The sequence below is a fragment of the Paenibacillus tritici genome (assembly GCF_013204885.1).
GTDB classification, from domain to species: Bacteria; Bacillota; Bacilli; order Paenibacillales; family Paenibacillaceae; genus Paenibacillus_AQ; species Paenibacillus_AQ tritici.
Genome location: NZ_JABMKX010000005.1, coordinates 307,911 through 331,091, shown reverse-complemented (window position 1 = coordinate 331,091; position 23,181 = coordinate 307,911). Strand labels below are relative to the sequence as shown.

16 protein-coding genes are annotated in these 23,181 nt (G+C 48.3%); 4 read left to right on the top strand and 12 right to left on the bottom strand.

The window, feature by feature from the left end:
- Positions 1-109 precede the first annotated feature (109 nt).
- Genes HQN87_RS11130 through HQN87_RS11120 form a run of 3 tightly spaced genes read left to right on the top strand, consistent with a single transcriptional unit; the run spans position 110 to position 5,232 of the window.
- Positions 110-1,081, top strand: coding sequence for a metallophosphoesterase family protein (locus HQN87_RS11130; RefSeq protein WP_173132231.1), 972 nt, complete (start codon positions 110-112; stop codon positions 1,079-1,081).
- A 26-nt stretch (positions 1,082-1,107) separates the two neighbouring features.
- Entirely contained in the window at positions 1,108-1,980 is an 873-nt protein-coding gene (locus HQN87_RS11125; protein ID WP_173132228.1) for a DMT family transporter, read from the top strand.
- A 60-nt stretch (positions 1,981-2,040) separates the two neighbouring features.
- Positions 2,041-5,232 carry a hybrid sensor histidine kinase/response regulator gene (locus HQN87_RS11120; protein ID WP_254075449.1) on the top strand — a complete coding sequence of 1,064 codons (3,192 nt, stop codon included), beginning with the start codon at positions 2,041-2,043 and terminating at the stop codon, positions 5,230-5,232.
- Positions 5,233-5,366: 134 nt separating this feature from the next.
- Here the strand turns inward: HQN87_RS11120 and HQN87_RS11115 are convergent, their stop codons facing one another.
- The 6 genes from HQN87_RS11115 to HQN87_RS11095 form a co-directional block, all read right to left on the bottom strand.
- Positions 5,367-10,637, bottom strand: a complete 5,271-nt coding sequence (locus HQN87_RS11115; RefSeq protein ID WP_173132222.1) for an S-layer homology domain-containing protein — start codon at positions 10,635-10,637, stop codon at positions 5,367-5,369.
- 282 nt (positions 10,638-10,919) lie between these two features.
- Positions 10,920-13,112, bottom strand: coding sequence for an S-layer homology domain-containing protein (locus HQN87_RS11110; protein ID WP_173132219.1), 2,193 nt, complete (start codon positions 13,110-13,112; stop codon positions 10,920-10,922).
- Between the two features lie 169 nt (positions 13,113-13,281).
- The gene (locus HQN87_RS11105; protein WP_173132216.1) at positions 13,282-13,434 is read right to left on the bottom strand and encodes a hypothetical protein; all 153 of its coding nucleotides are present in this window, start codon (positions 13,432-13,434) and stop codon (positions 13,282-13,284) included.
- A gap of 138 nt (positions 13,435-13,572) precedes the next feature.
- Positions 13,573-13,701, bottom strand: coding sequence for a hypothetical protein (locus tag HQN87_RS32710; protein WP_301953172.1), 129 nt, complete (start codon positions 13,699-13,701; stop codon positions 13,573-13,575).
- 201 nt (positions 13,702-13,902) lie between these two features.
- The gene (locus HQN87_RS11100) at positions 13,903-15,282 is read right to left on the bottom strand and encodes a helix-turn-helix domain-containing protein (protein WP_216857237.1); all 1,380 of its coding nucleotides are present in this window, start codon (positions 15,280-15,282) and stop codon (positions 13,903-13,905) included.
- 178 nt (positions 15,283-15,460) lie between these two features.
- Positions 15,461-16,396 carry a helix-turn-helix transcriptional regulator gene (locus tag HQN87_RS11095; protein WP_173132210.1) on the bottom strand — a complete coding sequence of 312 codons (936 nt, stop codon included), beginning with the start codon at positions 16,394-16,396 and terminating at the stop codon, positions 15,461-15,463.
- Positions 16,397-16,603: 207 nt separating this feature from the next.
- Between HQN87_RS11095 and HQN87_RS32065 the strand changes: the two genes are divergently transcribed.
- A complete protein-coding gene (locus tag HQN87_RS32065) occupies positions 16,604-17,299 on the top strand; it encodes a nuclear transport factor 2 family protein (protein ID WP_216857236.1) in 696 nt (231 codons plus the stop codon).
- A 282-nt stretch (positions 17,300-17,581) separates the two neighbouring features.
- On the opposite strand, the gene HQN87_RS11085 is transcribed toward HQN87_RS32065, so the two are convergent.
- From HQN87_RS11085 to HQN87_RS11060, 6 genes are read right to left on the bottom strand one after another with little or no spacing between them, the layout of a single operon-like run.
- On the bottom strand, positions 17,582-18,229 hold the full coding sequence (locus HQN87_RS11085; protein WP_173132208.1) for a YdcF family protein: 648 nt from the start codon (positions 18,227-18,229) through the stop codon (positions 17,582-17,584).
- A 3-nt stretch (positions 18,230-18,232) separates the two neighbouring features.
- Positions 18,233-19,228: a dTDP-glucose 4,6-dehydratase gene (gene rfbB, locus HQN87_RS11080; RefSeq protein ID WP_173132206.1), complete on the bottom strand. Its 996-nt coding sequence runs from the start codon at positions 19,226-19,228 to the stop codon at positions 18,233-18,235.
- A 41-nt stretch (positions 19,229-19,269) separates the two neighbouring features.
- Positions 19,270-19,830, bottom strand: coding sequence for a dTDP-4-dehydrorhamnose 3,5-epimerase (rfbC, locus tag HQN87_RS11075; RefSeq protein ID WP_173132204.1), 561 nt, complete (start codon positions 19,828-19,830; stop codon positions 19,270-19,272).
- A gap of 20 nt (positions 19,831-19,850) precedes the next feature.
- The gene (gene rfbA / locus HQN87_RS11070; protein ID WP_173132202.1) at positions 19,851-20,729 is read right to left on the bottom strand and encodes a glucose-1-phosphate thymidylyltransferase RfbA; all 879 of its coding nucleotides are present in this window, start codon (positions 20,727-20,729) and stop codon (positions 19,851-19,853) included.
- A gap of 17 nt (positions 20,730-20,746) precedes the next feature.
- The gene (locus HQN87_RS11065) at positions 20,747-21,772 is read right to left on the bottom strand and encodes a GDP-mannose 4,6-dehydratase (protein ID WP_173132200.1); all 1,026 of its coding nucleotides are present in this window, start codon (positions 21,770-21,772) and stop codon (positions 20,747-20,749) included.
- A 43-nt stretch (positions 21,773-21,815) separates the two neighbouring features.
- On the bottom strand, positions 21,816-23,162 hold the full coding sequence (locus HQN87_RS11060) for a UDP-glucose dehydrogenase family protein (protein ID WP_173132198.1): 1,347 nt from the start codon (positions 23,160-23,162) through the stop codon (positions 21,816-21,818).
- Positions 23,163-23,181 lie beyond the last annotated feature (19 nt).

Genomic DNA, 23,181 nt, shown 5'->3' with positions numbered 1-23,181 from the left:
TGTGGCCCGCTGTACTGCTGTTAGTGTGATTCGGCCTGGTTGTTGTGGCGTATGGTGGTGTCCTGAACTTCATTCATGATTTGAATTCACAGAGAGGGGATTTACCCGCATGAAACGTAAATTATCATTTCGGCAAGACGGCACCTTCACGATTGTACAGTTCACTGACCTGCACTGGATGGATGGACGGGCTGAGGATCAGCGTACCCGGGAGCTTATGGAGCGTGTGCTTAAGGCGGAGCAGCCGGATCTTGTGGTCTTCACAGGAGATCTTATCTATACCGGGCCTGTCTCTGAAGGAGAGACTCCCTGTACGGACCCCCGGCAGGCCTTTCGTGATGCGGTGGCTGCTGTAGAGAAAAGCGGAGTCCCCTGGGCCTTCGTATTCGGCAATCACGATACCGAGAACGGGGTGACCTATAACGAGCTGATGGAGATCGCCCTGGAGCATCCCCACTGTATCGCTGAAGCCGGTCCTGCCGAGCTTGCCGGTTCAAGCAATTACGTCCTTGAGATTGAGGGCAACGATCATGCGGGAGCTATCCTCTATATGCTGGACACCGGCGCTTACTCCGGGCTTAAGCAGATTCCCGGCTATAACTGGGTCCGGCAGAACCAGATTCGCTGGCTGACAGAACAGTCTGCACGGTTGAATCCGGGGGAAGTCAAGGGCCAGCCCAAGCGGCCTGCACTGGCATTCTTCCATATCCCGCTGCCCGAATATGCCGAGATGTGGGCCACCCAGGTCTGCTATGGACATAAGTATGAGCAGGTCTGCGCGCCGGTCCTGAACTCCGGACTATTCACTGCCCTGGTGGAGATGGGCGATGTGGCGGGTACCTTCTGCGGTCATGACCATATCAACGATTTCACCGGCACACTGCATGGCATCCGTCTCAGCTACGGCCGGGCGACCGGCTACAATACCTACGGGCGGGAAGGCTTCATGCGGGGAGCGCGCGTCATCCGGTTAGAGCAGGACAATCCGTCCTTCGACACCTGGCTCCGGCTTGAAGACGGCTCGCTGCTGTCCGAACAGCCCGTTCATCCCCCCACCCCTGCTGCCGATCCACAACATTAATCATTACTTAAGGGGTTGAATATTCAATGCTGCTGCCAATTCTTTTGGTGCTGGCTTCCGGGATGTGTCACGCGGTATGGAGCATGTTCACCAAGAGAAGCCTGAATAAAAGCATTTTCCTGTGGTCGATCATGATGATCTCCACGGTTCTGCTGCTTCCTGTTCTGCTGGTTGAGCTGTGGAATCAGCCGCTGACTGCGGGCGCCTACGCCCTGCTGCTGCTCTCTGTAGCTCTACAGGCCTTATATTCATGGCTGTTATCCAAAACCTATGAGATGGGCGATTTGTCCCAGATCTATCCGGTAATGCGGGGAACGAGTACGCTGCTTATCCCGCTTATCGGTGTGCTTTTCCTGACTGAATCCCTGTCCATCTATGGCTGGGCCGGGATCTGCTTCATGCTTGGCGGCTTCGCCGTACTCAGCGGATTAGGCACAAGAAACCGTTCCTTGGCTGGCACTGGCTCCGGCTCAGCTCCCGGCTACTACACACCAATGCTCATGGCGCTCTGTGTAGGATTATGCACCACCTGCTACGTGTTTGTCGATAAGCTGAACCTTCAGCATATGTCTCCGCTCGCGCTGCTTGAAGTGACCAATATCGGCTTCGTTGCCGGACTGACTCCGGCGGTACTGAAATCACGGAAGCTGCTGGAGGAATGGCGCCGTAACAAATTCACAATCCTGCTGGGAAGCGTGCTGAATCCGGGTTCTTATCTGCTGTTCCTCTTCGCGCTGCAGCAGGCGCCGCTCGCCCATATCAGCCCCCTGCGGGAGATCGGGACGATATTCGCCACCTTCCTGGGTGTTCTTCTGCTGAAGGAGCGGCAGGGCTTGCGGCGGATGGTGTGCTCGGTTGTAATATTTTGCGGCATTCTGCTGGTTGGCGTATGGGGTTAGAATAGAAGTCGTTGCCTGATCCGGCAGGATAACTATCATAATATGTCGAATTGAAACGGTATGAAGAAGCTAACTGGGATGACGATTAATTTGATAAAAGCAACTGTACGCCTCAATCTGAAGCATATTCTATTGCTGCTCCTATATCTGACCCTGCTGATCGGCCTGCGCTATCTGTGGGTTAACGCAAATACGGCATCTGAGCATCCTGAAGCACAGCAGGGGGTGCTTGATATGCGCGGCTGGGATTTCGGGGATTCTCCAACCATCCGGCTGGATGGGGAATGGGAGTTCTTCCCCGGTCAATTCCTGACCTCTGAGGATGCTGGCGGACAAGCCCCGGCGAGCCGGAATTACGTCCAGGTTCCCGGTGACTGGAGCGGCGGCTTCCCGGAAGGGGAACAGTCCTCTCTGGGCTATGGCACGTACAGGCTGCGTATTCTGGTAGACCCGTCACAGCCGGAGCCTTACGGCTTCTGGATTCAGCGTATTCAGGCCTCCTCCAGCATTGATATTAACGAACAGAAGGAGACCAGCTTCGGGAAGCTGGCTGTGAGCCGCGAGGACTATCTTCCCAAAGCGGTCTCCTACACAGCAGCCTATGAGAATCCAGGACAACAGGAAATCGTACTCCTTGTCCGGGCAGCCAACTATGATCATCCGCTGGAAGGCGGGATCGTCAGATCGATCCGCTTCGGCTCCCAGGCAGCGGTGGATAGCGCACGCATGTATTCGATCGGCTTCCAGCTGGTTACCTTCGTGATCATGCTGCTGCACGCGTTATATGCGGGCATCTTATTCTTTTTCAACCGCCGGCAAAAAGCGTTCCTGATCTTCTTCCTCCTGCTGCTGGCGGTAGCCGCTTCCATCGTCACCGATAATGATACGCTGCTGCTGCTCTGGCTTCCGGTTAATTATACCTGGGCGCTGAAGCTCAAAATGCTGGCTTATCCTGCGGTGTCCCTGTTCATGCTGCTGCTCACGCGCAGCTTCTCTGCCAATGAGCGTCCAGGCCGTCTGTTCAAGGGATACCTGGTCACCCTTCTGCTCTATACCGCCTACGTACTGCTCTTACCAGCACATGACGTAGTGTATGCAAGGCCGTTCTTCTCCCTGCTGTATCTGCTTCCGGTGACCGGAGTTGTCTATTACATCGGACGGATGGTCGTCCGGCAGGAGCAGGATGCGTTCTTCCTGCTGTTCGCCGCAGCGGCTATAGGCTCCAGCGTCATTGGCGGCGCCTTGGAATCGAATAGCCGGACAAGTATCCTGTATTATCCTGTGGATGTGATTGCCTCGATTATCGGCTTCTCCGCTTACTGGTTCAAGCGGTATTTCCGCAACGCCGAGGAGAACCTGCTGCTTAACCGGCAGCTCAAGGAAAGTGACCAGAAGAAGGACCAGTTCCTGGCGAATACCTCGCATGAACTGCGGACGCCGCTGCACGGCATCATCAGCATTGCCCAGACAGTAGCCACTAAGGAACGGTCGGCCATGGACGAACAGAGCCATCAGGATCTGGAGCTGCTCATTACCATCAGCCGCAGAATGTCCCTGATGCTGAACGATCTGCTCGATGTGACCCGCCTGCAGGAGAAGCGGATCATCCTTCAGCGGGAGCCGCTGGCGATTGGATCGCTGGTGTCCGGGGTGCTGGGAATGTTCGAATTCATGATCGAAGGCAAACAGCTTCAACTGCGCAACGAGCTTCCCGCTTCATTGCCGCCGGTCTGGGGCGATGAGAAGCGGATTGTGCAGATTCTCTATAATCTGCTGCACAACGCCATCAAATACACGCAAGCCGGAACCATCACCGTGTCCGCTGAAGTCGCAGGCAAGCACGCGAGGATCAGCATAGCGGATACCGGAGCGGGTATCGAGAAAGAGACACAGGCGCGGATCTTCTCACCGTATGAGCAAGGCAGCAAAGGCATTATTGACGGGGGCGGCATCGGGCTTGGACTAAGCATCAGCAAGCAGCTGACCGAGCTTCATGGCGGGGAACTCACCGTTGACTCTGAGCTTGGGAAGGGATCGGTGTTCACCTTCACCCTTCCGCTGGCGTCTTCTGCCGAGGCCCGGCAGGAACCGGATCACAACGACGCTGGAAGACAGCCGGACAGCCCGGATCTCAGAGGCCTGCTGCTCGAGGAGAGCAGACTGTTATTACAGCAGTCTGATACCCGCCAGCCTTCTGCAACGGCGGAGCTCTCCGTTCCGCCGCAGATGAAGCCTGCCTCCCTGAGCGCCAAGACTCATATCCTGGCCGTCGATGATGATCCGGTTAATCTGAAGGTGCTCACCAGCATACTCTCGGAAGAGTACCATCAGCTAGTTACCGCCACCAGCGCTCAGGAAGCGCTCGAGCTGCTCGGCACCGAGCCTTGGGATCTGCTGATTGCCGATGTGATGATGCCGTATATGTCAGGCTACGAATTAACCCGGATTGTCCGGCAGCGCTTCTCCATCTCGGAGCTGCCGATCCTGCTGCTCACGGCCCGTAATCAGCCGGCGGATATCTATACCGGCTTCTTGTCGGGGGCCAATGATTATGTCGCCAAGCCGGTGGATGCCCTGGAGCTGAAATACAGAGTCCGTTCACTGACCGGACTGAAGCAGTCCATTAATCAGAGTCTGCGGATGGAGGCGGCTTACCTGCAGGCACAGATTCAGCCGCATTTCCTGTTCAACACCCTGAACTCGCTGCTGGCACTAAGTGAATTCGACCTGCCGAAGATGCGCGATCTCGGGGAGGCCTTCTCTTCCTATCTGAGAATAAGCTTCGATTATATGAACTCGCAGCAGCTCGTAGGATTGTCCCATGAGCTGGAGCTGGTAGAGTCTTATCTGTTCATTGAGAAGGCCCGGTTCGAAGAACGCCTGCAGATCGAATGGGATGTGGATCAGGGCATCGACCTGCTCCTTCCTCCGCTCACTCTTCAGCCGCTGGTAGAGAATGCAGTCAGACACGGCCTGCTGAGCCGCAAGGCCGGAGGCAAGCTGCAGATCCGCATTCACCGCCGCCAGGGGCATACCTGCTTCGAAGTGGAGGATAACGGCAAAGGCATGGAAGAAGCGCAGGTCAGCAAGCTGCTGGATGACAGCGGACCGGGGTTGCCCTCCCGCGGCATCGGGCTGCTGAACACCAACCGGCGGCTAATACAGCTATATGGCGAAGGGCTGGTCATTCACAGCCAGCCTGAAGTGGGCACCACCGTATCCTTCGTGATCCCGGAGCGGAGGCGCGGCTGACTCTTAAGAATATACAACCCGCCACAACAAAAAGCAGCGATCCTCCAATAAACGGGAGAATCGCTGCTTTTTAAGTTTTGTTCTTTTGAGAAGAACAGAAGAACGAGGGTCAGAACCGATTGTGCAAGTGTTTATTATTTCAGCTGATACAACCGGTAGATCAAGGCAGCAGCTTCTGCTTTGCTGGCGGTTTGAGCAGGGCGGAAGCTTTGATCCTCGAAGCCTTCAAATAAATGAGTGCTCTTAGTCAACGCCACGCTTGAAGCAGCCCAACCCGATATTTTGGCTCCATCTGTGAAGGAGGCAATCACTGCTGCCGGCTGGGTAACAGCCGATTTACCATTATACGTTGTAATTGCCCGCGCAAGCATCGTTGCGATCTCTTCACGTGTGATGGTTGCCTCGGGGTCAAAGGCAACAGAAGATTTGCCGTTAATGATACCCGCAGCATAAGCAGCCGCAATCTCATCTGCATAAGGATTCGTTGGTTTAATATCCTTGAAAGGCAAGGTTTGGCCTTCCCCATTCAGACCATAAGTTCTGGCGATCATGGCCGCGAATTGCTGGCGGGTAATCTTGCTGGATGGAGCAAATACTCCGCTCTCGTCCAGAACGCCCTTGGTCAACAAATAATTGATCTCTTTAACAGCCCAGTGAGTAGCAGGAACATCCGTGAAGGCAGCAGCTCCAAGCATCACTGTGTACTTACTAAAGTGTCCTCTCGGTGCAGTTACAGTTTGAGTAACAGGATCATATTTACCACCAACCGCTTCCCAGGTAAGACTCTTCTCATTCAGGACGTACACGGTCAGATTCTCCAGATTAGTCTCTGAGTATTTGGAGGTATCAATAGAAGACACATCAAAGGTCACATCGACCGGCTTAGCGAAGCTCTTCACCGGCTGGCCGCCCACAGAAGCACTGAATTCCATCACTGGGATATTGGCCAGCGGTTCTGCCTGGCGGGGTTTGTTAATCACAGCATTCTGTACAACCTCTGCTGCCAGATTAATCTTCTGGCCTGCCTCAACCTTACCGAAGGTGTCAGGCTCAATGGTGAAAGCCGTCTGGTCCATTTGAATCTTCAATCCGGCAATATCATTCTCTTTCACCAGCGTAAGTATCTCTGATGGAAGAGTGGTGTTCAGCTTATGAATCCCTTTATCCACCGGAGGTACCTTCACCGTCAGGCTAAGCTTCAGGTTAGCAGCTGTTCCAGCTCCAAGCTTACTTGTCAAATCTCCGGCGACTGATGCTAATGCCTGCTTCGCCGTTTCAATCTGTCCGCTGATTAATCCCGAATCCAGCTGTGAAGAGACGGCGTTTCCTTCTACGGTTACATTTTCTTTGGCAATTGTGACCTCACCAGCTTTGTTAAGCGCAGCCTGGCTGGAAGTAATAACGGCATCCTTCAGCTTCTGAATCTCTTCAGCCTTGATGCCCTGCGCATTATTCAGCACTGCAGCCGCATTATGGATAAGTGCCTGGGCAACTTCTACTGCCTTGCTGGAGCTATCCAGCTTGTTCAGTAAATACGGCGCACTATCAACCAATTGAGTAATAGAACTTACAATCTTCTGTTTCTCTGCGGAATCCTGAATAGTTCCCAGCAGCTGCGCTGCTGTATCCATGGCCAGAGACAGACTCTTACTGTTCTGTTCAGCTTGTGCAGGAGTTTTAGCTGATTTGAGTGACTCGGCAATGCTGGACAGCGCATTCTGTGCTGCCGTGGCTTTCTCTGCTGCGGAGCCGGAAGTGTTCTTCAGCAAGTCTTGCAGCTTATCATTCTGCTGTTGAATCTTCTCGTTATTACCCGTTGATGCAGCAGGAGCTGGAGCAGCCGGTGTTGCTGCAGGTCCAGGTGCTCCTGGCCCGCTTCCCCCTGGTGCCGGTGCAGGATTTGGATTCGTACCAGTATTGCCGCCGCTACTTCCATTATCACTTCCCGGCGGGTTAGGGTCAGGATTAACCACAGTACCTCCTGACGACTCCAGGATTACTTTTTTGTCCAGGGTATAGGTCTGTCCATCAATGGTCATCGAAGCTTTGATCACATAAGTACCGTCAGTCAACAATTTGTTATCGGTATAATCATAAGTAATCGCTCTTAGCGGGTAGCCCAGTAAAGTCTCTTTGGATAGTACTTTTCCCGCTTCGTTCTGAAGCTCATAACTAGCCGCTTCCGGGTACAGACTCTTGCTGCCTCTGCTTGATCCGCCATTGGCAACCAGAATTTGCGGCTTCTTGATTTGTCCGATGGAGTTGCCTGCCGTATCGACCAGTCCAATCTCAAGCAAGGTCGTACCAGCAGGCCGGATCAATTTGCCATTCTGCAATCCCACAATATCCAGCCCTTTCAAGGCTGGCGGCGCAATCTGGGTGAGTGTACTTGCTTGCAGCGTTCCAGGTGCGAAATGAATATCGTACTGGTATTCTATCGCACCCATGATTTGGTCTACACTTACTATTACATCGCCAGGGGTAATTTGTACCTGGTTAGCATTATACGCATAGCCTTGGAGTGTCGATTGGCCCGCAGTCTTATATTTAACCGCATAGATGGTCCCCGATTCAGGCGCCACCAGCGTAGCCAGCGCGGACGCACTATCATCCATCGACAAGCTATTGTCTCCTGCACCGATTACCACCTGATCACGGTATACAAAAGTGTCTGACCGGGTATGTGCCAGCATACTGTAGGTTCCTTGAGTTGCGTAGAAATAATTCTCACCTGCAGGATTGTTGTCGATCACATAAGGAATATAATCCGCCCCTGCCAAAGCCTGGCGTACCACATACAGCTCATCTGCCGGCTGATCCAATGTAACCTTGCTGACTTCCTGAAGCTCTTGTCTGGCGTCCAGCACCAGCGAATATTCCTTGCCGGGTTCTGTGTTAATGGAGCCAAACATGTAGTAACCGTATTTGGCCTCCACTCCGTTATGGCTTCTGTTGTAGCGCATGAAGTCTACGTCTACGGATGAAGGAGAATCTACCACCAGGAATCCCTGTGACCCAGGCGTGCGAATATAAGAATTGACAACGTAAGAAATCCCGTCGCTTCTTTTCACTGTAGCCTGGATATTCGCATCGTCCAGCGGAACACCGCCCGCATAGTTCCCGCCTTCAGCCTTATCGAGACCCCGCACACGGATGACAGCCTGCGATTGCGGATCAATCACCGCTACGTTCACACTTTTAGATAAATAATCAGCTTTCTTAAAGTACAGCTCACCAATATAAGCAGCCTTGTCCGCAGGAATGATGAACGTTCCTTGCTCATCAGTGGTGCCAAGCACCTCTTCATAACGGCTGATCTGCACTCCGGCCACTGGTTGCCCCTGGGCACCCGTATCATGCTGGCGTACAGTAATCGTTACCTTCTGCGCCTGGTCAATGGTCAGGTATGGCTTGTCTACCAGGTCAACCAGTTGGCCATCGTTGCCTCTAATCTCAATATCCAATTCGTTCTTCGGCAGAACCTTCAGTTCGGCCTCACTCAGCAACTCTCCCATTACGTACCCGCCGCTTTGGTATACATATGGGAATAATTGAACCTTATACGTCCCTGATTTGGCAGGCTTCCAATCCCGCTTATTGATCCGCTGCAATTTCCCTTCCTGTTCCTCAGTGGACCAATACAGAGAGTCATTCGAGATCACTGCGCCGCTCTCGTCTGTGATGACCAGCTTATAATTACTGCTGAGATCAAGACGATTCTCGTACTCATCTGTCACTTTGACCAGAACATTCACACTCTCGCCCAGAACAACCTGATTGCGGAGTTCAGCCTCCTCATAGTAACTGGAGCCTGGCACCTGGAAGCTGATTCCGGCCTTGTAGGTACTGCCGCCGTGGAAGGTATACTCATCGTCAGACGGAGTAAAGTATGAATTCAGCACAAGCTCATTCGGGTTGCTGTTAGAATCCGTACCGCCAAAAGTGGTGTTTGCCGTCAGACGGTGAATTTGTTCGCCCTTAGGTACATACAGATTACCGCCTTCGGCAATAACCGTAGGACTGATCTGATTATAGTTATATCTTTCATTCAGATAAGAGATGTTTATTTTACCTTGATTCCCCCCCGTAGCAGGCACCTGAAAATGCAGCTTGCTGAAATCCCGGGAATGTCCATCATAGAATACTTCATGTTTTGCTTCAGTCGGCGTGATTTTATTGCGGAATATAATCCTGTCCTTGGTATCATACCCTCTTGCAATTGAGGTGAATTCATATTCCCTATTCTTCTCAAGATAGATACTTTGCCCGAAAAAGAGCTTAGAACCTCTCGCATTATCAATCTGTTTGTACCTGGTGTTATCAATGAGAGAATAGTTCTCTACAGATACAGGCTCACCGTCCCAGGCAGCCCGAAAGCTGATCCGGCTGTAGTCACTGGCATCCTTGATGATTTCTTTGTGTAGCCCATCTTCCGTTGCGTACAATGAAGAGGCAGGAATCTGGAACATGTAAGCTTCACGGTTCTCAGTGGCTATATAAGCTTTATAGTCTCCAGACACCTCTCCCGTTCTGAATACCAGCACCGTATATCCCGGCACAGCAAACTGGTTCACCATTCCACTGAGTCCGGAGTTGGTCAGGAACGGCTGGGTGAACAGCTTCCCCTTGGCATCCAGATAACGGACAGCCACCATATACGTACCCGCTTGCTCCAGATCAGTTACATAGATTGGCTTGGCTTCATACTGCTCGCTCCCCTGCTTAAGCAATACGAACATAACCGGACTATTCATATATAATTGATGATTATCCCTAAGCTGAATCTGTCCGTTCGCATCGGTGGTATAGTTAAAGGACTGATAATTCATCCATACCGCCACAGATCCATTCACAAGCGGAACACCATTATTCAGAATGGTAAGCCTTACATTCTTATCATCGCTGCGGATCTCCGATTGTGTAGCACTTTCATATGTATTGGAATCCTTCGTCATCCGTTCTACAGAGATATCAATCCCCGTAGCTGAAGGTACACGGATGCTCTGTGCCTGTGTCACCACCAGCCCCTGCTCGCCCGTATATTCGGCATGAAGAGAGTATTCCTCACCGGCAGCCAGCCCTTCAAAAGAAAGATAATTGTATTCCATAGAAGTATACACTGCATCCAGCACAGTCAGCTTGGCTTCACTTCTCGCCTTCACCTTGCTGGCTATCTGGGCATCTTCTTTCATAAGTACAAACTTAACCTCATTTAGAACCTTAAGATCGCTATAAGTCACATCTACTACACTATTGACCATAATCTTTTGTGTGCCGTCCGGGAGCCGGTCATTCGAGACTACCCCTGCTCTGAACGAAGCGGCTGATACCTCAAGCACACTTAATAACGATAACAATAAGACCAGAACCATGGAAACCGTCGTTCTTAATTTCTTCGAATACATACTTCATCTCCTTCTTTCTCCCTAGTTCAATCCTCACACTTTATACTTATAGTTATATTATTACTCCTCCCCCAGTTAAGTCCTGTTTAAGAAATTTCACAACATGGATGTTACATTTTTTTCGCGAAAATGTCTATTACTTCCTTAACAGGGTCGCAGAAAATCAACTTACCTCCGGTGTTTTGTCACATTTTGTCTGAAATCTGTCAAAACTTCATACAAAAAAACGACGAAGACCGCTAAGGCCCCCATCGTTTTAGCTTCATCCGCACTACTCCAACCCTACTCCTTACTCGCCTCCGGCGTATAAACTACCGTCTTCTCAACCGTTACTACTTTGCCGAAGCTGTTGGTGACCTTGAATACAAACGTGTTACTGCCCTCAGCCAGCGTCACCGATTTATAGAAGCTTCCATAGCTGCTGATCAGTTCGTCATTCAGATAGATTTTGGGACTGCTGTCGTTCGCATCCGTGGCTTTCCCGGTCAAGGTAAGCTGTTTCGTCTTGGTCGTCTCAGGAATGTAATCCAGAACCAGCACCGGCTCGCTTACATTGAACGTGATGGTCTTGGTTACAGGCTCCGAGCTTTTGCCCAAGCTGTTCACAGCCTTGAAGGTGAAGGTATTCACTCCCTCTTTGAGGGTTACTGTCTTGTTGAAGGAGCCATATTCACCTACGAGTTCGTCATTCATGTAGATCTTAGGTGAGCTGTCATTCTTGTCACTCGCCTTACCGCTTAAGGTAACCGTCTTGCCGCTGCTCGTCTCGGGGATCAGATCCAGCGTCAGCACGGGACTGTCCACAGCAAAGGTAATGGTCTTGGTGGCAATGGCCGAACTTTTACCCAGACTGTTAACAGCCTTGAAGGTGAACGTATTCACTCCTTCTTTGAGCGTTACTGTCTTGTTGAAGGAGCCGTAATCCCCTACAAGCTCGTCATTCATATAAATCTTCGGGTAGCTGTCGTTCTTGTCAGTCGCTTTACCACTGAGGGTTACCGTCTTGCTGCTGCTGGTCTCAGGGATCAGATCGAGCGTAAGCACAGGTCCGTCTACATTAAAGGTGATTACCTTGGTAATGACCACTGAGCTTTTGCCCAAGCTATTCGTAGCCTTGAAGTTAAAAGTATTCGCCCCTTCTTTCAGCGTAACCGTCTTGTTGAAGGAACCGTAACTGCCCACCAGCTCATCGTTCATATAGATCTTAGGATTGCTGTCATTCTTGTCAGTCACTTTGCCGCTTAAAGTGATCGTCTTGCTGCTGCTGGTCTCCGGAATCAGATCCAGCGTCAGCACAGGTCCGCCCAAGGTCACGATAATCTGCTTCTCGACCACTGCTTTTTTATCATATTTATTGACCGCAGTCACCACAATTTTGTTGAGGCCTTCCTTCAGCGTCACATCCGCACTGAATTCCCCGTTGTAAGCTACATAGGCGGTCTTATCATTAACCGTAACTGCCGGATTCGTATCGCCGCTGTCCTTGATTTTACCGGTGATCTTGGCTGTAAGCTGATTGGAGGTCTCTGGAGCCTGCACCGTCAGCTGCGGACCGGAGGTCTGGTAGGTCACCTGCTTCGTAACTGTATTCGATCGTCCGTTCGGCAGAACCGCCTTGAATACAAATTCGTAGACCTTCTCTCCTCCATCCAAATCATACGCCTCTGCAAAAGAGCCATTCTCATTCTCTACTTCTTCATCGTTGATATACACCTTGGCGTCAGCATTCACTTTGCCCGTTAGCTTGACCGTTCTGTCCGCCACCTGTGCCGGAACCTGTACGTCCAGCTTCACATCCTGCGTTGCCGTAGTATAGGAGGATTTCAACACACGATACAGCAAAGTAGCTACAGAAGCCCGGTTAATGGGACTGGTTGGTCCGAAGGTTCCGTCGGGGAAGCCTTGAATCAATTTATGATCTACAGCCACCGCCACTTCCTTGGCCAGTTGAGGAGTAACGTCCTCATAGTCACTGAATTTATAGTACAGAATACTGTCAGCATCCACCTTATCGGTCTCCAGACCCATGGCACGGACTAGCGCGACAGCCACATCTTCACGGGTAGCACTCGCCTGAGGATCGAAGAAGGGCTTGCCCTTCACTGGAAAATATCCCGTAAGATAATCCTTCGCCGCCTCAACATATTTGTAGGACCAGGAAGAGGAATTCACATCCGAGAACGTCTGCGTTCCATCCGACACCAGATCAAGTCCAAACGTCAGGGTAATCAGCTTGGCTAACTGTTCCCTGGTAATGGCTGCCTCAGGCTTAAAGGACCCATCCGGGTTCCCCGTTATAATGCCCTGATTCGCCATACTCTGTATAGCTTCATTGGCCCAATAGGTAGTCTTCACATCCACAAAAACATAAGATGACGTCTGCTGCACCACCGTTGCCGCACTAGCCACTCCCCCGCACAGCAGACTCAGCAGCATTACCCACGCCGCCAACACGTTCAATCTTCTTGCCTTCACACTCATCGCCCCCAACCATAGTAAGCAGCCCTGGCCGTCAACTCTTCCACTCCCATTCCAAGAGAGCAACCGCTAGACTCGCAGAATCCATTATACATCAATTGGTTCAAAGGTAATAGTTCCTAAGACATAAACATTTTCCCATGAAAAAAGAGACCCTCAGGTCTCTTCAACTCTCCGTATTCTCCGCTTCTGAGCTTCTTACCAGCTGCCGCCGCTGCTTCCCCTTCTTCATCCACAGCCGGTCCCTGTCATCCCGGTAGAACCTGATCCCGATCCAGCGCAACGGGGTCCACATTTCCCTAAAATAATAATTAGGCATAGTACATATCTCCCAGACTATAAGTAGATTTGCTCCTAATTATAGACCGGGATACCCAGTTTGTTTGTCGTATTGTGGTGAGAGGGCGAAAATATTATCCTTATATGGATGTATCAGATATAGATTATCAGAACTGTCCTATCTGCGGAACCAGTGCTTGATCTGCTCCAGCGAGTTCTTCGCTTCCGGGCCATTGTAGCCGAAGGCGGCAGACACCCAGCGTTGGAGCGCCTCGCAAGTAACAAGGGATTGTAAACTACGGGTCAAGCCGCCATATAATCAAAAAAACGCTCCCGATATACCGGGAACGTCATTTGCTCTGTGTACCTACTTGAAATCATATTATTACTGCCCGGTAAGCATCAACCACCACCTATACCGTGACCCATAGTTTGAATCAGAGATTGAGGGCTGATATTTGTTACTGGCTCAACAGTACCAATCGGTATAATAATTACAATAGCCAGACTACAGGAAGCTAGAAGCTTGATAAATTTTCTTTTCATGTGAGTCCTGCACCTCTCTAATTAGAAGTTTGTATTGCTCTTTCTCTTCTTCATCTGCCAGATGCCGATGCTGTTCGAATAGATCAACACATTTGAGGATATTGCTCTCATCATTGATTCTAGCAGACGATTCCAAACTTTGTAGGATGAATCTAATACCATCTTCACGCTTATTATGTAAATAATAGGCTGCCATTTCAGCGAGGAATTGGGTGTGTTGGTCCAACATAACCTGCCGGTTATAATCGCCAAATTCTGTAGAATACGTCCGGTAAGGAATATAGGAAGCAAACCGTTCCAGAATATAATCAACATTCCAATCGTAGCGGTTAGCCGACAAGACAATGCTGTATAACGCTGTAAATATCTCATCTGGTCGGTGGGAGATATATTCAACATATTCAGAGAGAGCCTCATATTGTCCTGCCATCACCCGATAGAGCAGTCTGTTCGCGGTACCCCACTCTTGGAACTGAGCCACAGTCCGCTTCACTTCTTCATTGTCTTCCTGTATCCAGGTTCCATCCATATAGAGGGATACCCAATCTAATGCCGATGGGTAGTCTCCTATTTGCTCACACACGTATGAACGGATAAGCTGTGCGTACAGGATATAGAAGTACAGGGGTTTCTCGGTTTTTTTCTCATTACTCTCTTTACGATCCGACTGACGCTGGAAATTCCAGCGAAGAGTCGCTAATTGCTGCATCTCCTTTGCCAGCTCATCCACCTTATGCCACTTATGCAATGAAACATATACATGTGCGAGATGCTTCAATCCTTCCAATTGATCCGCCTCATCCAGCCGGTCCAGGTAACCTTCGAAGAGATGTGTAGCCTGTAGATTCCGCGCCTGGTCATCACCAATGGCGATTCGGAACAGACGGTATTGGCATAATGCGAGTCGCTCGGAATTCTGATACTTCTCGCTGGCACTCACATTCTTATACAGCAATCCGGCAGCTTGCCACAGCCCCTCTTGAAACAGTCCTTCAGCCACTTCGAACAGCATGGGGGCGTAGACCAGATTCTCTAGGAGATTCTGAACCACCTCTTCAACGCAATCCAGACGGCCCAGCTCAGCAGAACGTACAAGAAAAGGCCGCAGACGCCGCCAGGTTGGTGACGAAAAAAAGAAACATTCATCCACGTATAAGCTGTAGAAATGATCCTCCGGCAGATCCATCGCCTTAGTGATTCGCTCCAGATGGTTCATAGCAATGGGCTGGTGACCACTAAGTATCCGGCTGAGCGTTCCTGAATTAATTCCGGATTGTCCCGAGAATTGATTAATAGGCATTCCCTTCTGCGACAAATACAACGCTAATAGATCGCGAATCATAGTTCTAGTAGTAGGGACCACGTTAACACCACCTAACTGGAATCCAAATATAATTTGTTTTATAGATGTAATAATATGTCACATTATTCCAATGGTCAATAACGTTGAGTGCCGCAGATTAGTACAATCCGTGAACTACAGGCAACCCGTTTGCCATGATGGCAAAAAAATAGAGACCCTAGTGGTCTCGTAAGGTAGGGCCACCCTTTCGATTCAAATTTCCCATCATCACCTCTATCTTGCTCATAACAGCATCCCGTAGACTTTGAGGCTCCATCGCTTCAATAATAGGGCCATAAGAGAGAAAGTAATTTGACAGCCAATCTCCTTCGGGCATGGATGCGATAACAGTAAAAGATCCATCTTCATGTTTTGTTATTTCTTTTTCACTAAAGTCATCGTATATTCTATACGCTCCCGCCGGAGAGATTTTTAACCGAATATCAATATTTTTTTGAAATTGATTATCTGTCGCTTCGGCCGCAGATTCCACTAATGTCCCTTGCTCAAAAACATCTTCAGTGATTTCGATATTAGCCATACGGGATATTTTGAATGTTCTGTATGTTCTTTTATCATAGCAATACGCTTTCAAATACCATGCCTTATCCTTAAAAATCAACTTAATCGGCTCAACCCTGCGCAAGCTTTTCACACCTGAGGTATTAAAATATTCGAATATAATAATATGTTTGCTTATAATTGCCATTTTTAGTGCATTGAAATTTTCTTTGTTTCGTTCATCACTTCCCCAGGGTGAGAAGTCCAATTCAATCCAATTAACATCACTCTTTTTGAAAAGGCTGCTTAATCGTGAAAGAATAGTCTCAATTTCGGGATATCGCGCTGCTGATAGATTCTGCAAGGCGAGCAGTATTTCGTCCTGCTCTTTTTCAGAAAGTACCGACTTATTAAGTATAAATTTGTCAAGAATGACGATTCCGCCGCCTTTGCCTTGATTCGTATAGACTGGTATGCCAGCGCTGCTTAATGTCTCAATATCGCGATATATGGTTCTAACCGATACTTCAAAACGGTCGGCAAGCTCTTTCCCCGTAGTTTCTTTTTTCTCAAGTAAGTAATAAACAATGCCGAAAAGTCTGCTGATCTGCATTAAGTCACCTCAATTCAAGTACAGTATATCGTTCTAAACACGACACCAGTGTGTCATATTGACATACAACTGGTAATGAAGAATTGGATTAATGTCATGATAAATATTTATTAACACAAAACCAGACGGACTGTTGTCAGGTTTTGTCCTTTATATTAAGAAGTGTAATTGAACTGTAGCACAACATTAATAAGGAGAATGATGATTATGATAAACAAAATTCAATTACCCCAACCGGTTGAGAAACATTTTCATGCGACAAATACAGATGATCCCGCGACCTTCCTTTCAATTTTTTCCGAGGATGCAGTTGTTTTTGACGCCGGCAAAGAATATCACGGGAAAACCGCTATCAAAGAGTGGAGTGACCACGACTATTTCGAAGTAGGCTTACGACTGGAGATCATAAATGTCGTTCAGAATGCCAAGGAGATCGTTGTTACCGCAAAATCAGACGGAAATTACGACAAAACCGGACTACCGGACCCCCTCTATCTTGATTTTCATTTTACTGTGGATGGAGATAAAATTACACGCCTGCGCAATGTTCTTTCCTCTAACAGTCGGGCAATTCCTTTGCCGCTGCCTATTGCAGCCTATTATCATGCCGCAGATATCTTTGACGGTGACCTTCTCGCTAACTGCTTTGCAGAGGATGCCATATTAGTTGACAATGGAGAAGAATTTCATGATCCCGAAGTTATCAGCAAGTTTATTATGAAGGCAAACAGGGACGCTGCGGGTAGGACTGAAATCACCAATTGTGCGGAGAAAAATGACGAAACGGTTGTCACCGCCACCATTTCAGGTAATTTCAAAGGCAGTCCAATTCCACTGGATTTCCGCTTCACGCTTAATAACGGGAAAATCAAAGCCTTAAATATCGTAGTGTCAAGTGTATAAAGATGATGATGGAGAATTTAATGAAGGCAAATCAAAATCAAGAGCAGGTTATCGAAAAGATAACCTGCTGCATATGAACGTCGTCTATGTCTTCTTTGTTAGAGTCCGGTTATTTATCCGGCAACTTCCGGACAGGCAATCCCGCCAGCTTCGCGGCGTTATGGTTCAGCAGAAACACCTAGTAGTCTCATAAGGTCTCTGTCGTCCCGGTATCACATATACGAAGCCGCCCCACTGTTCCCCCCGCTTCGCCTACTGCCGCTCCTTGTCCTCCTGTTACTGTTACCGGCGGAACCAGCGCTTAATCTGCTCCAGCGAGCTTTTCGCTTCCGGCCCATTATAGCCTAAGGCATTCCCGATCATCTTCGTATATTCGTTAAAAGTCGTCTCCCGGCTATACCGGTCACTCCACCAAGCCTTCGCGTTATAGCCTGAGTCAGCACCAACATACGTCAATTCTATTCCAGAATCCTTATAGACATGATCGAAGATAAACTTCACCCGCCGCATATGAAAATCCGAAGAGACCACAATCGCAGACTTGAAGCCCTGCTGCTTCATGATCGGAAGTGTGAACTGTGCGTTCTGATAAGTACTCTGGGCTGCATTCTCGGCCAGAATGGCACCCTCCGGGATGCCTAGAGATAGGGAGGTTTGGCGCATGTTGCCGGAGGGACCGGCATTCTCCTTCACGTTAGACAGCAAGAGCTGCGGCGCATAGCCTTCTTGAAACAGCTGAACCCCTTGCTCCACCCGTCCTCCCCCGCCGCTGAGGATGATGAGGACATCTGCTTGTCCGGGAGACTCGGATATGGGAAGGAAGCGACCAGCGCACAGAAGCAGCACTATAATTAGAAGAAGAGGCAAGTACAGAAAGAGCATTCTTTTTCTGCGCTTGCCCAGCTTGGTTTTGGATATTAAATGTGTCATAAGCTATTTCCGGTACTCGCCGCTAAGAATTTGTTCCCACCACTCGGCATTGTCTGTATACCACTTAATCGTCTGGGCGATTCCTGTCTCAAAGGTATACGTCGGCTTCCAACCCAGCTTCTCCAGCTTAGTAGGATCAATAGCATAACGTTTATCATGTCCCAGCCGGTCGGTAACGAATTCAATCAAGTCCTCAGATTTACCCAAGGTATGAATAATAGTCTTCACGACTTCAAGATTGGTACGTTCATTATGACCGCCCACATTATATACCTCACCATTAACCCCTTCATGCAGAACAAGGTCAATAGCTGCACAATGATCCCAGACATGCAGCCAATCCCGGATATTCCCGCCATCCCCATAGACAGGAACCTTCTGTTCATTCAGAACCCTAGAGATCGTAAGCGGAATTAGCTTCTCAGGGAAGTGATACGGGCCATAGTTATTAGAGCAGCGGGTGATATTCATCGGCAGGCCGAAGGTTTCATGATAAGCACGAACCAGCAGATCAGACGATGCCTTGCTGGCACTATACGGACTATTAGGCTGGAGCGGCGTCTCTTCCGTGAAGAATACCGCAGGGTCCCAGTCCAGCTCACCATACACTTCATCCGTGGAGACATGAACGAATTTGGTTACTCCAATGGTCCGTGAAGCATCCAGCAGCACCTGGGTTCCCATTACATTCGTCCGGACAAATACTGCCGGATCAGTAATCGAGCGGTCCACATGACTCTCCGCTGCGAAATGCACTACATAATCAAAGCGTTCTTGTTCAAAAAGAGCCAGAATAGCTCCACGGTCAGCAATGTCTGCCTGGATGAAGCGATAATTATCCCGCTCTGCAATCTCCTTGTGCTTAGTTAAATCACCCGCATAGGTCAACAGATCCAGGTTATAGACATCGTAATCGGAATACTTATCCATAATGTATTGCACAAAGTTCCCGCCAATGAAACCGGCACCTCCGGTGATCAGCAATTTCTTCCTACTCATGAATTACACCTCAGAATGATTCGATTGGTTTTCTATCCACTTCAGTGATTATAGGTAAAATTCAGTACGGCATCTTTCAGCAATGGAGCCATCTCGTCTTTGCCAGATAGAACGGGAGTAACATGTAATGGCCACTCTATCCCAATGGCAGGGTCATTCCAGAGAATGCCGCCATCACATTCCGGGGCATACGGCTCATCACATTTATACTGAACTTCAACGTCCTCCGTCAGAGTCATGAATCCATGGGCGAACCCCTTGGGAATTAGCAGTTGCTTCTTATTCTCGGCACTCAGCTCAATACCAAACCACTTGCCGTAAGTTGGACTGCCTGCTCTGACATCCACGGCGACATCGAAGATCACGCCACGCGTGCAACGGACAAGCTTGGTCTGAGCTTTGGGATTCAGCTGATAATGCAGGCCGCGCAAGGTTCCTTGGACAGCAGAATAGGATTGATTATCCTGTACAAAAGCAATGTCTATGCCCTGCTCTCTGAATTTCGCATCACTGAACGTCTCCATGAACCATCCCCGGTGATCCCCGAAGACCGCAGCTTCGACTATATATACGCCTGGAAGCACTGTTTCTGTTAACTTCATTTCCTCCACACCTTTACTGCTTAATATTGAATCTTCCCGGTGGCGACCTTGATCAGATATTGGCCGTAGCCCGTCTTGCTTAGCTTCTGTCCACAACTGAGTAGGTGCTCCTTCGTGATCCATCCATTAATGTATGCAATCTCTTCAAGCGCTGCAATCTTAATCCCCTGATGATCTTCAATGGTGCGGACGAAGTTCGTAGCATCCACCAGACTCTGGTGAGTCCCCGTATCCAGCCAAGTGAATCCCCGCCCCAGAAGTTCAACATCCAATTCACCCATGTGGAGATACGCTTCATTAATCGAAGTAATCTCAAGTTCGCCCCGGGAAGATGGCTGCACATTCTTAGCAATCTCCACAACACGGTTGTCATAGAAGTACAGGCCAGTAATCGCATAATTAGACTTCGGCTGTACAGGCTTCTCTTCCACGCTTAGTACCTTGCCTTCGTCGTTAAATTCCACCACACCGAATCGTTCCGGGTCTTGGACATGATAACCGAACACCGTCGCCCCCTGTGCTTTCTCAGAGGCACGCTGAAGCATCTTACGAATACCATTCCCATAGTAAATATTATCGCCAAGAATCATAGCTACAGAATCACTACCAATGAACGATTCGCCCAAAATAAAAGCCTGAGCTAAACCGTCAGGACTGGGCTGAACTATGTATTGTAAGGAGATGCCAAACTGAGACCCATTCCCGAAAAGACTCTCGAACCTCGGAGTATCCTCAGGTGTTGAGATGATAAGAATGTCATTAATTCCGGCAAGCATAAGCGTAGACAACGGATAATAGATCATCGGTTTGTCGTACACGGGTAGAAGCTGCTTACTGGTTACCATTGTTAATGGGTAAAGGCGCGTGCCGGAGCCTCCGGCTAGGATTATGCCTTTCATTGGGGTCACCTCATTAATTATTTGGCTTTATAATATTCAACATACCAGTCCGTAAATTTCTGTAGTCCCTCTTCAATAGACGTACTTGGTTTGAATCCGACTGCCGCTTGCAACAGCTCAGTAGAAGCATAGGTTGCTGGTACATCTCCAGGCTTAATAGGTTCAAATGTTTTTTTAAATACAACTTCTCTACCTAGGCTCTTTCCTAAACACTTCTCTAAGGTTTCTATAAAGAACATTAGTTTCTCAGGACTATTGTTACCTATGTTATAAACCTTATGTGGAACAGCATCAGCAGGTGCTATACTCAGAATTCTGCGAATCCCTTCTACAATATCATCAATGTATGTAAAGTCACGATACAAATCATGTGTGAAATCTCCGTTGTTGAATATCTTGATCGGTTCTTCATTAAAATATTTCTGTGTGAATCCGAAGTAAGCCATATCTGGACGACCTAATGGACCGTATACGGTAAAGAAACGTAGAGCGGTTGTTGGTATTTTATAAAGATGACTATAAGTATATGCCATCAGCTCATTAGATTTCTTAGTAGCCGCATACAGAGATTCTGGATGATCCACCACATCGGATTCTTCAAAAGGAACCTTTTCATTGGAGCCGTAGATAGAACTTGATGAGGCATATACAAGATGATTAACTGGGTTATATCTGCAAGCTTCAAGGATATTAAAAAATCCTACAATGTTACTCTGAATGTATGCATCAGGATTATCTATAGAATGCCTAACTCCGGCTTGGGCTGCCAAATTAACCACAATACTAGGTTTATGCTCTTCAAATAGGCTTAGTATCAATTCTTTATCTGAAATATCACCTTTAATAAAGCTGAATTTTTCAAATGGTGTAAGCATTTCAAGACGCGTATACTTGAGATTGATATCATAATAATCATTTATATTATCAATACCAGTGACCTGACAACCCTGTTCCAGAAGCCTTTTGGCTAAATTAGATCCTATAAATCCCGCAATTCCGGTTATTAAATATTTCTGTTCTGTATCTAAAGGAATATAGTCCAACTAACTCGTCTCCTCTATATTATATGGATTTCACAAAGGCTGATTACCTCCCAATAGAGTAATATTCAATCCCTGCTTCTTTCATTTCATCAATATTGTAAATATTCCTGCCATCATAGACCAATGGAGTTCTCATCAGCTTTTTAAACTTTCCAGGTGTAACAGCCTTAATTGATGCCCATTCGGTCATAATGAAGCAGACATTAGCACCTCTAAGTGCTTCATCAATATTCTCGACATAGTGGATCTTTCCAATTCCATGGCTACCTTCAGAATACTTTTGAGCAAAATTTTCTTTCCCCACAGGGTCATATGCATAAATATCTGCACCTTGTTCTAGCAATAAGGGGATATTCTCTAGTGAAGCTGCCTCTCTTAAATCATCTGTTCCTGGTTTAAAGGTAAGTCCCAGCACTGCCACTTTTAGGCCATTAAAGGTAATCAACCTTTTAGATGCCTTCTTGAATAGAACAGTCTTTTGACTAGTATTCACATCAATAGCAGCCTTGACTGTCTTAAGCTCATACCCATGCTGCCGGGCGAGATACTCAAGAGCCTTCGTATCCTTCGGAAAGCAGCTCCCTCCGTAACCGATGCCCGCATTCAAGAACTTGCTGCCGATACGCTCATCAAAGGACATACCTCTGGCAACATCCTGGATATCAGCACCTACTAACTCACAGAGATTGGCGATATCATTCATGTAAGATATTTTCAATGCCAAAAAGTCGTTAGACGCATACTTGATCATCTCTGCCGATCTACGTCTTACAGGAACAATAGGGATATTGAATGGCTCATAAATGCGCATTAAAATATCTTCTGCCCATTTACTTTCAGTCCCAATAATAATCCTTGCTGCTTGTAGGGTATCCTTGACCGCTGTACCTTGAGCAAGAAATTCAGGATTAGAGGCCACTTCTACTCTGATCTTCTGTCCAATTCCATTACCAATCAGTTCTTCACCATTATGTGGCAGGAAGTCATGAATGAATTGCTCTACCTTATCATTAGTTCCAACAGGAACTGTAGATTTCACTACCACCAAACAATCCTTCTCTATGGTTTCTGCAATTTGTCTGGCAACAGTTGCTATGTATGATAGATTGGCCGATCCATCCGGCTGTTCAGGCGTACCGACACCTATAAAAATAGCATCTGCATTTTTATATGCTTCAGCATAATTAGTAGTGTAATCGATTCTTCCAGCAGCGTAATTCTTCTGCATAAGTTCTTCGAGATCAGCTTCATATATGGGCGAAACTCCAGATTTCATAAGCTGAACCTTATCTTCATCAATATCTACACATGCTACTTGATGGCCTACTTCTGCGAAGCATACGCCGGCTACTAAGCCGACGTAGCCTGTTCCGGCTACTGCTATTTTCATTAAATCCCCCCCTTTGAAC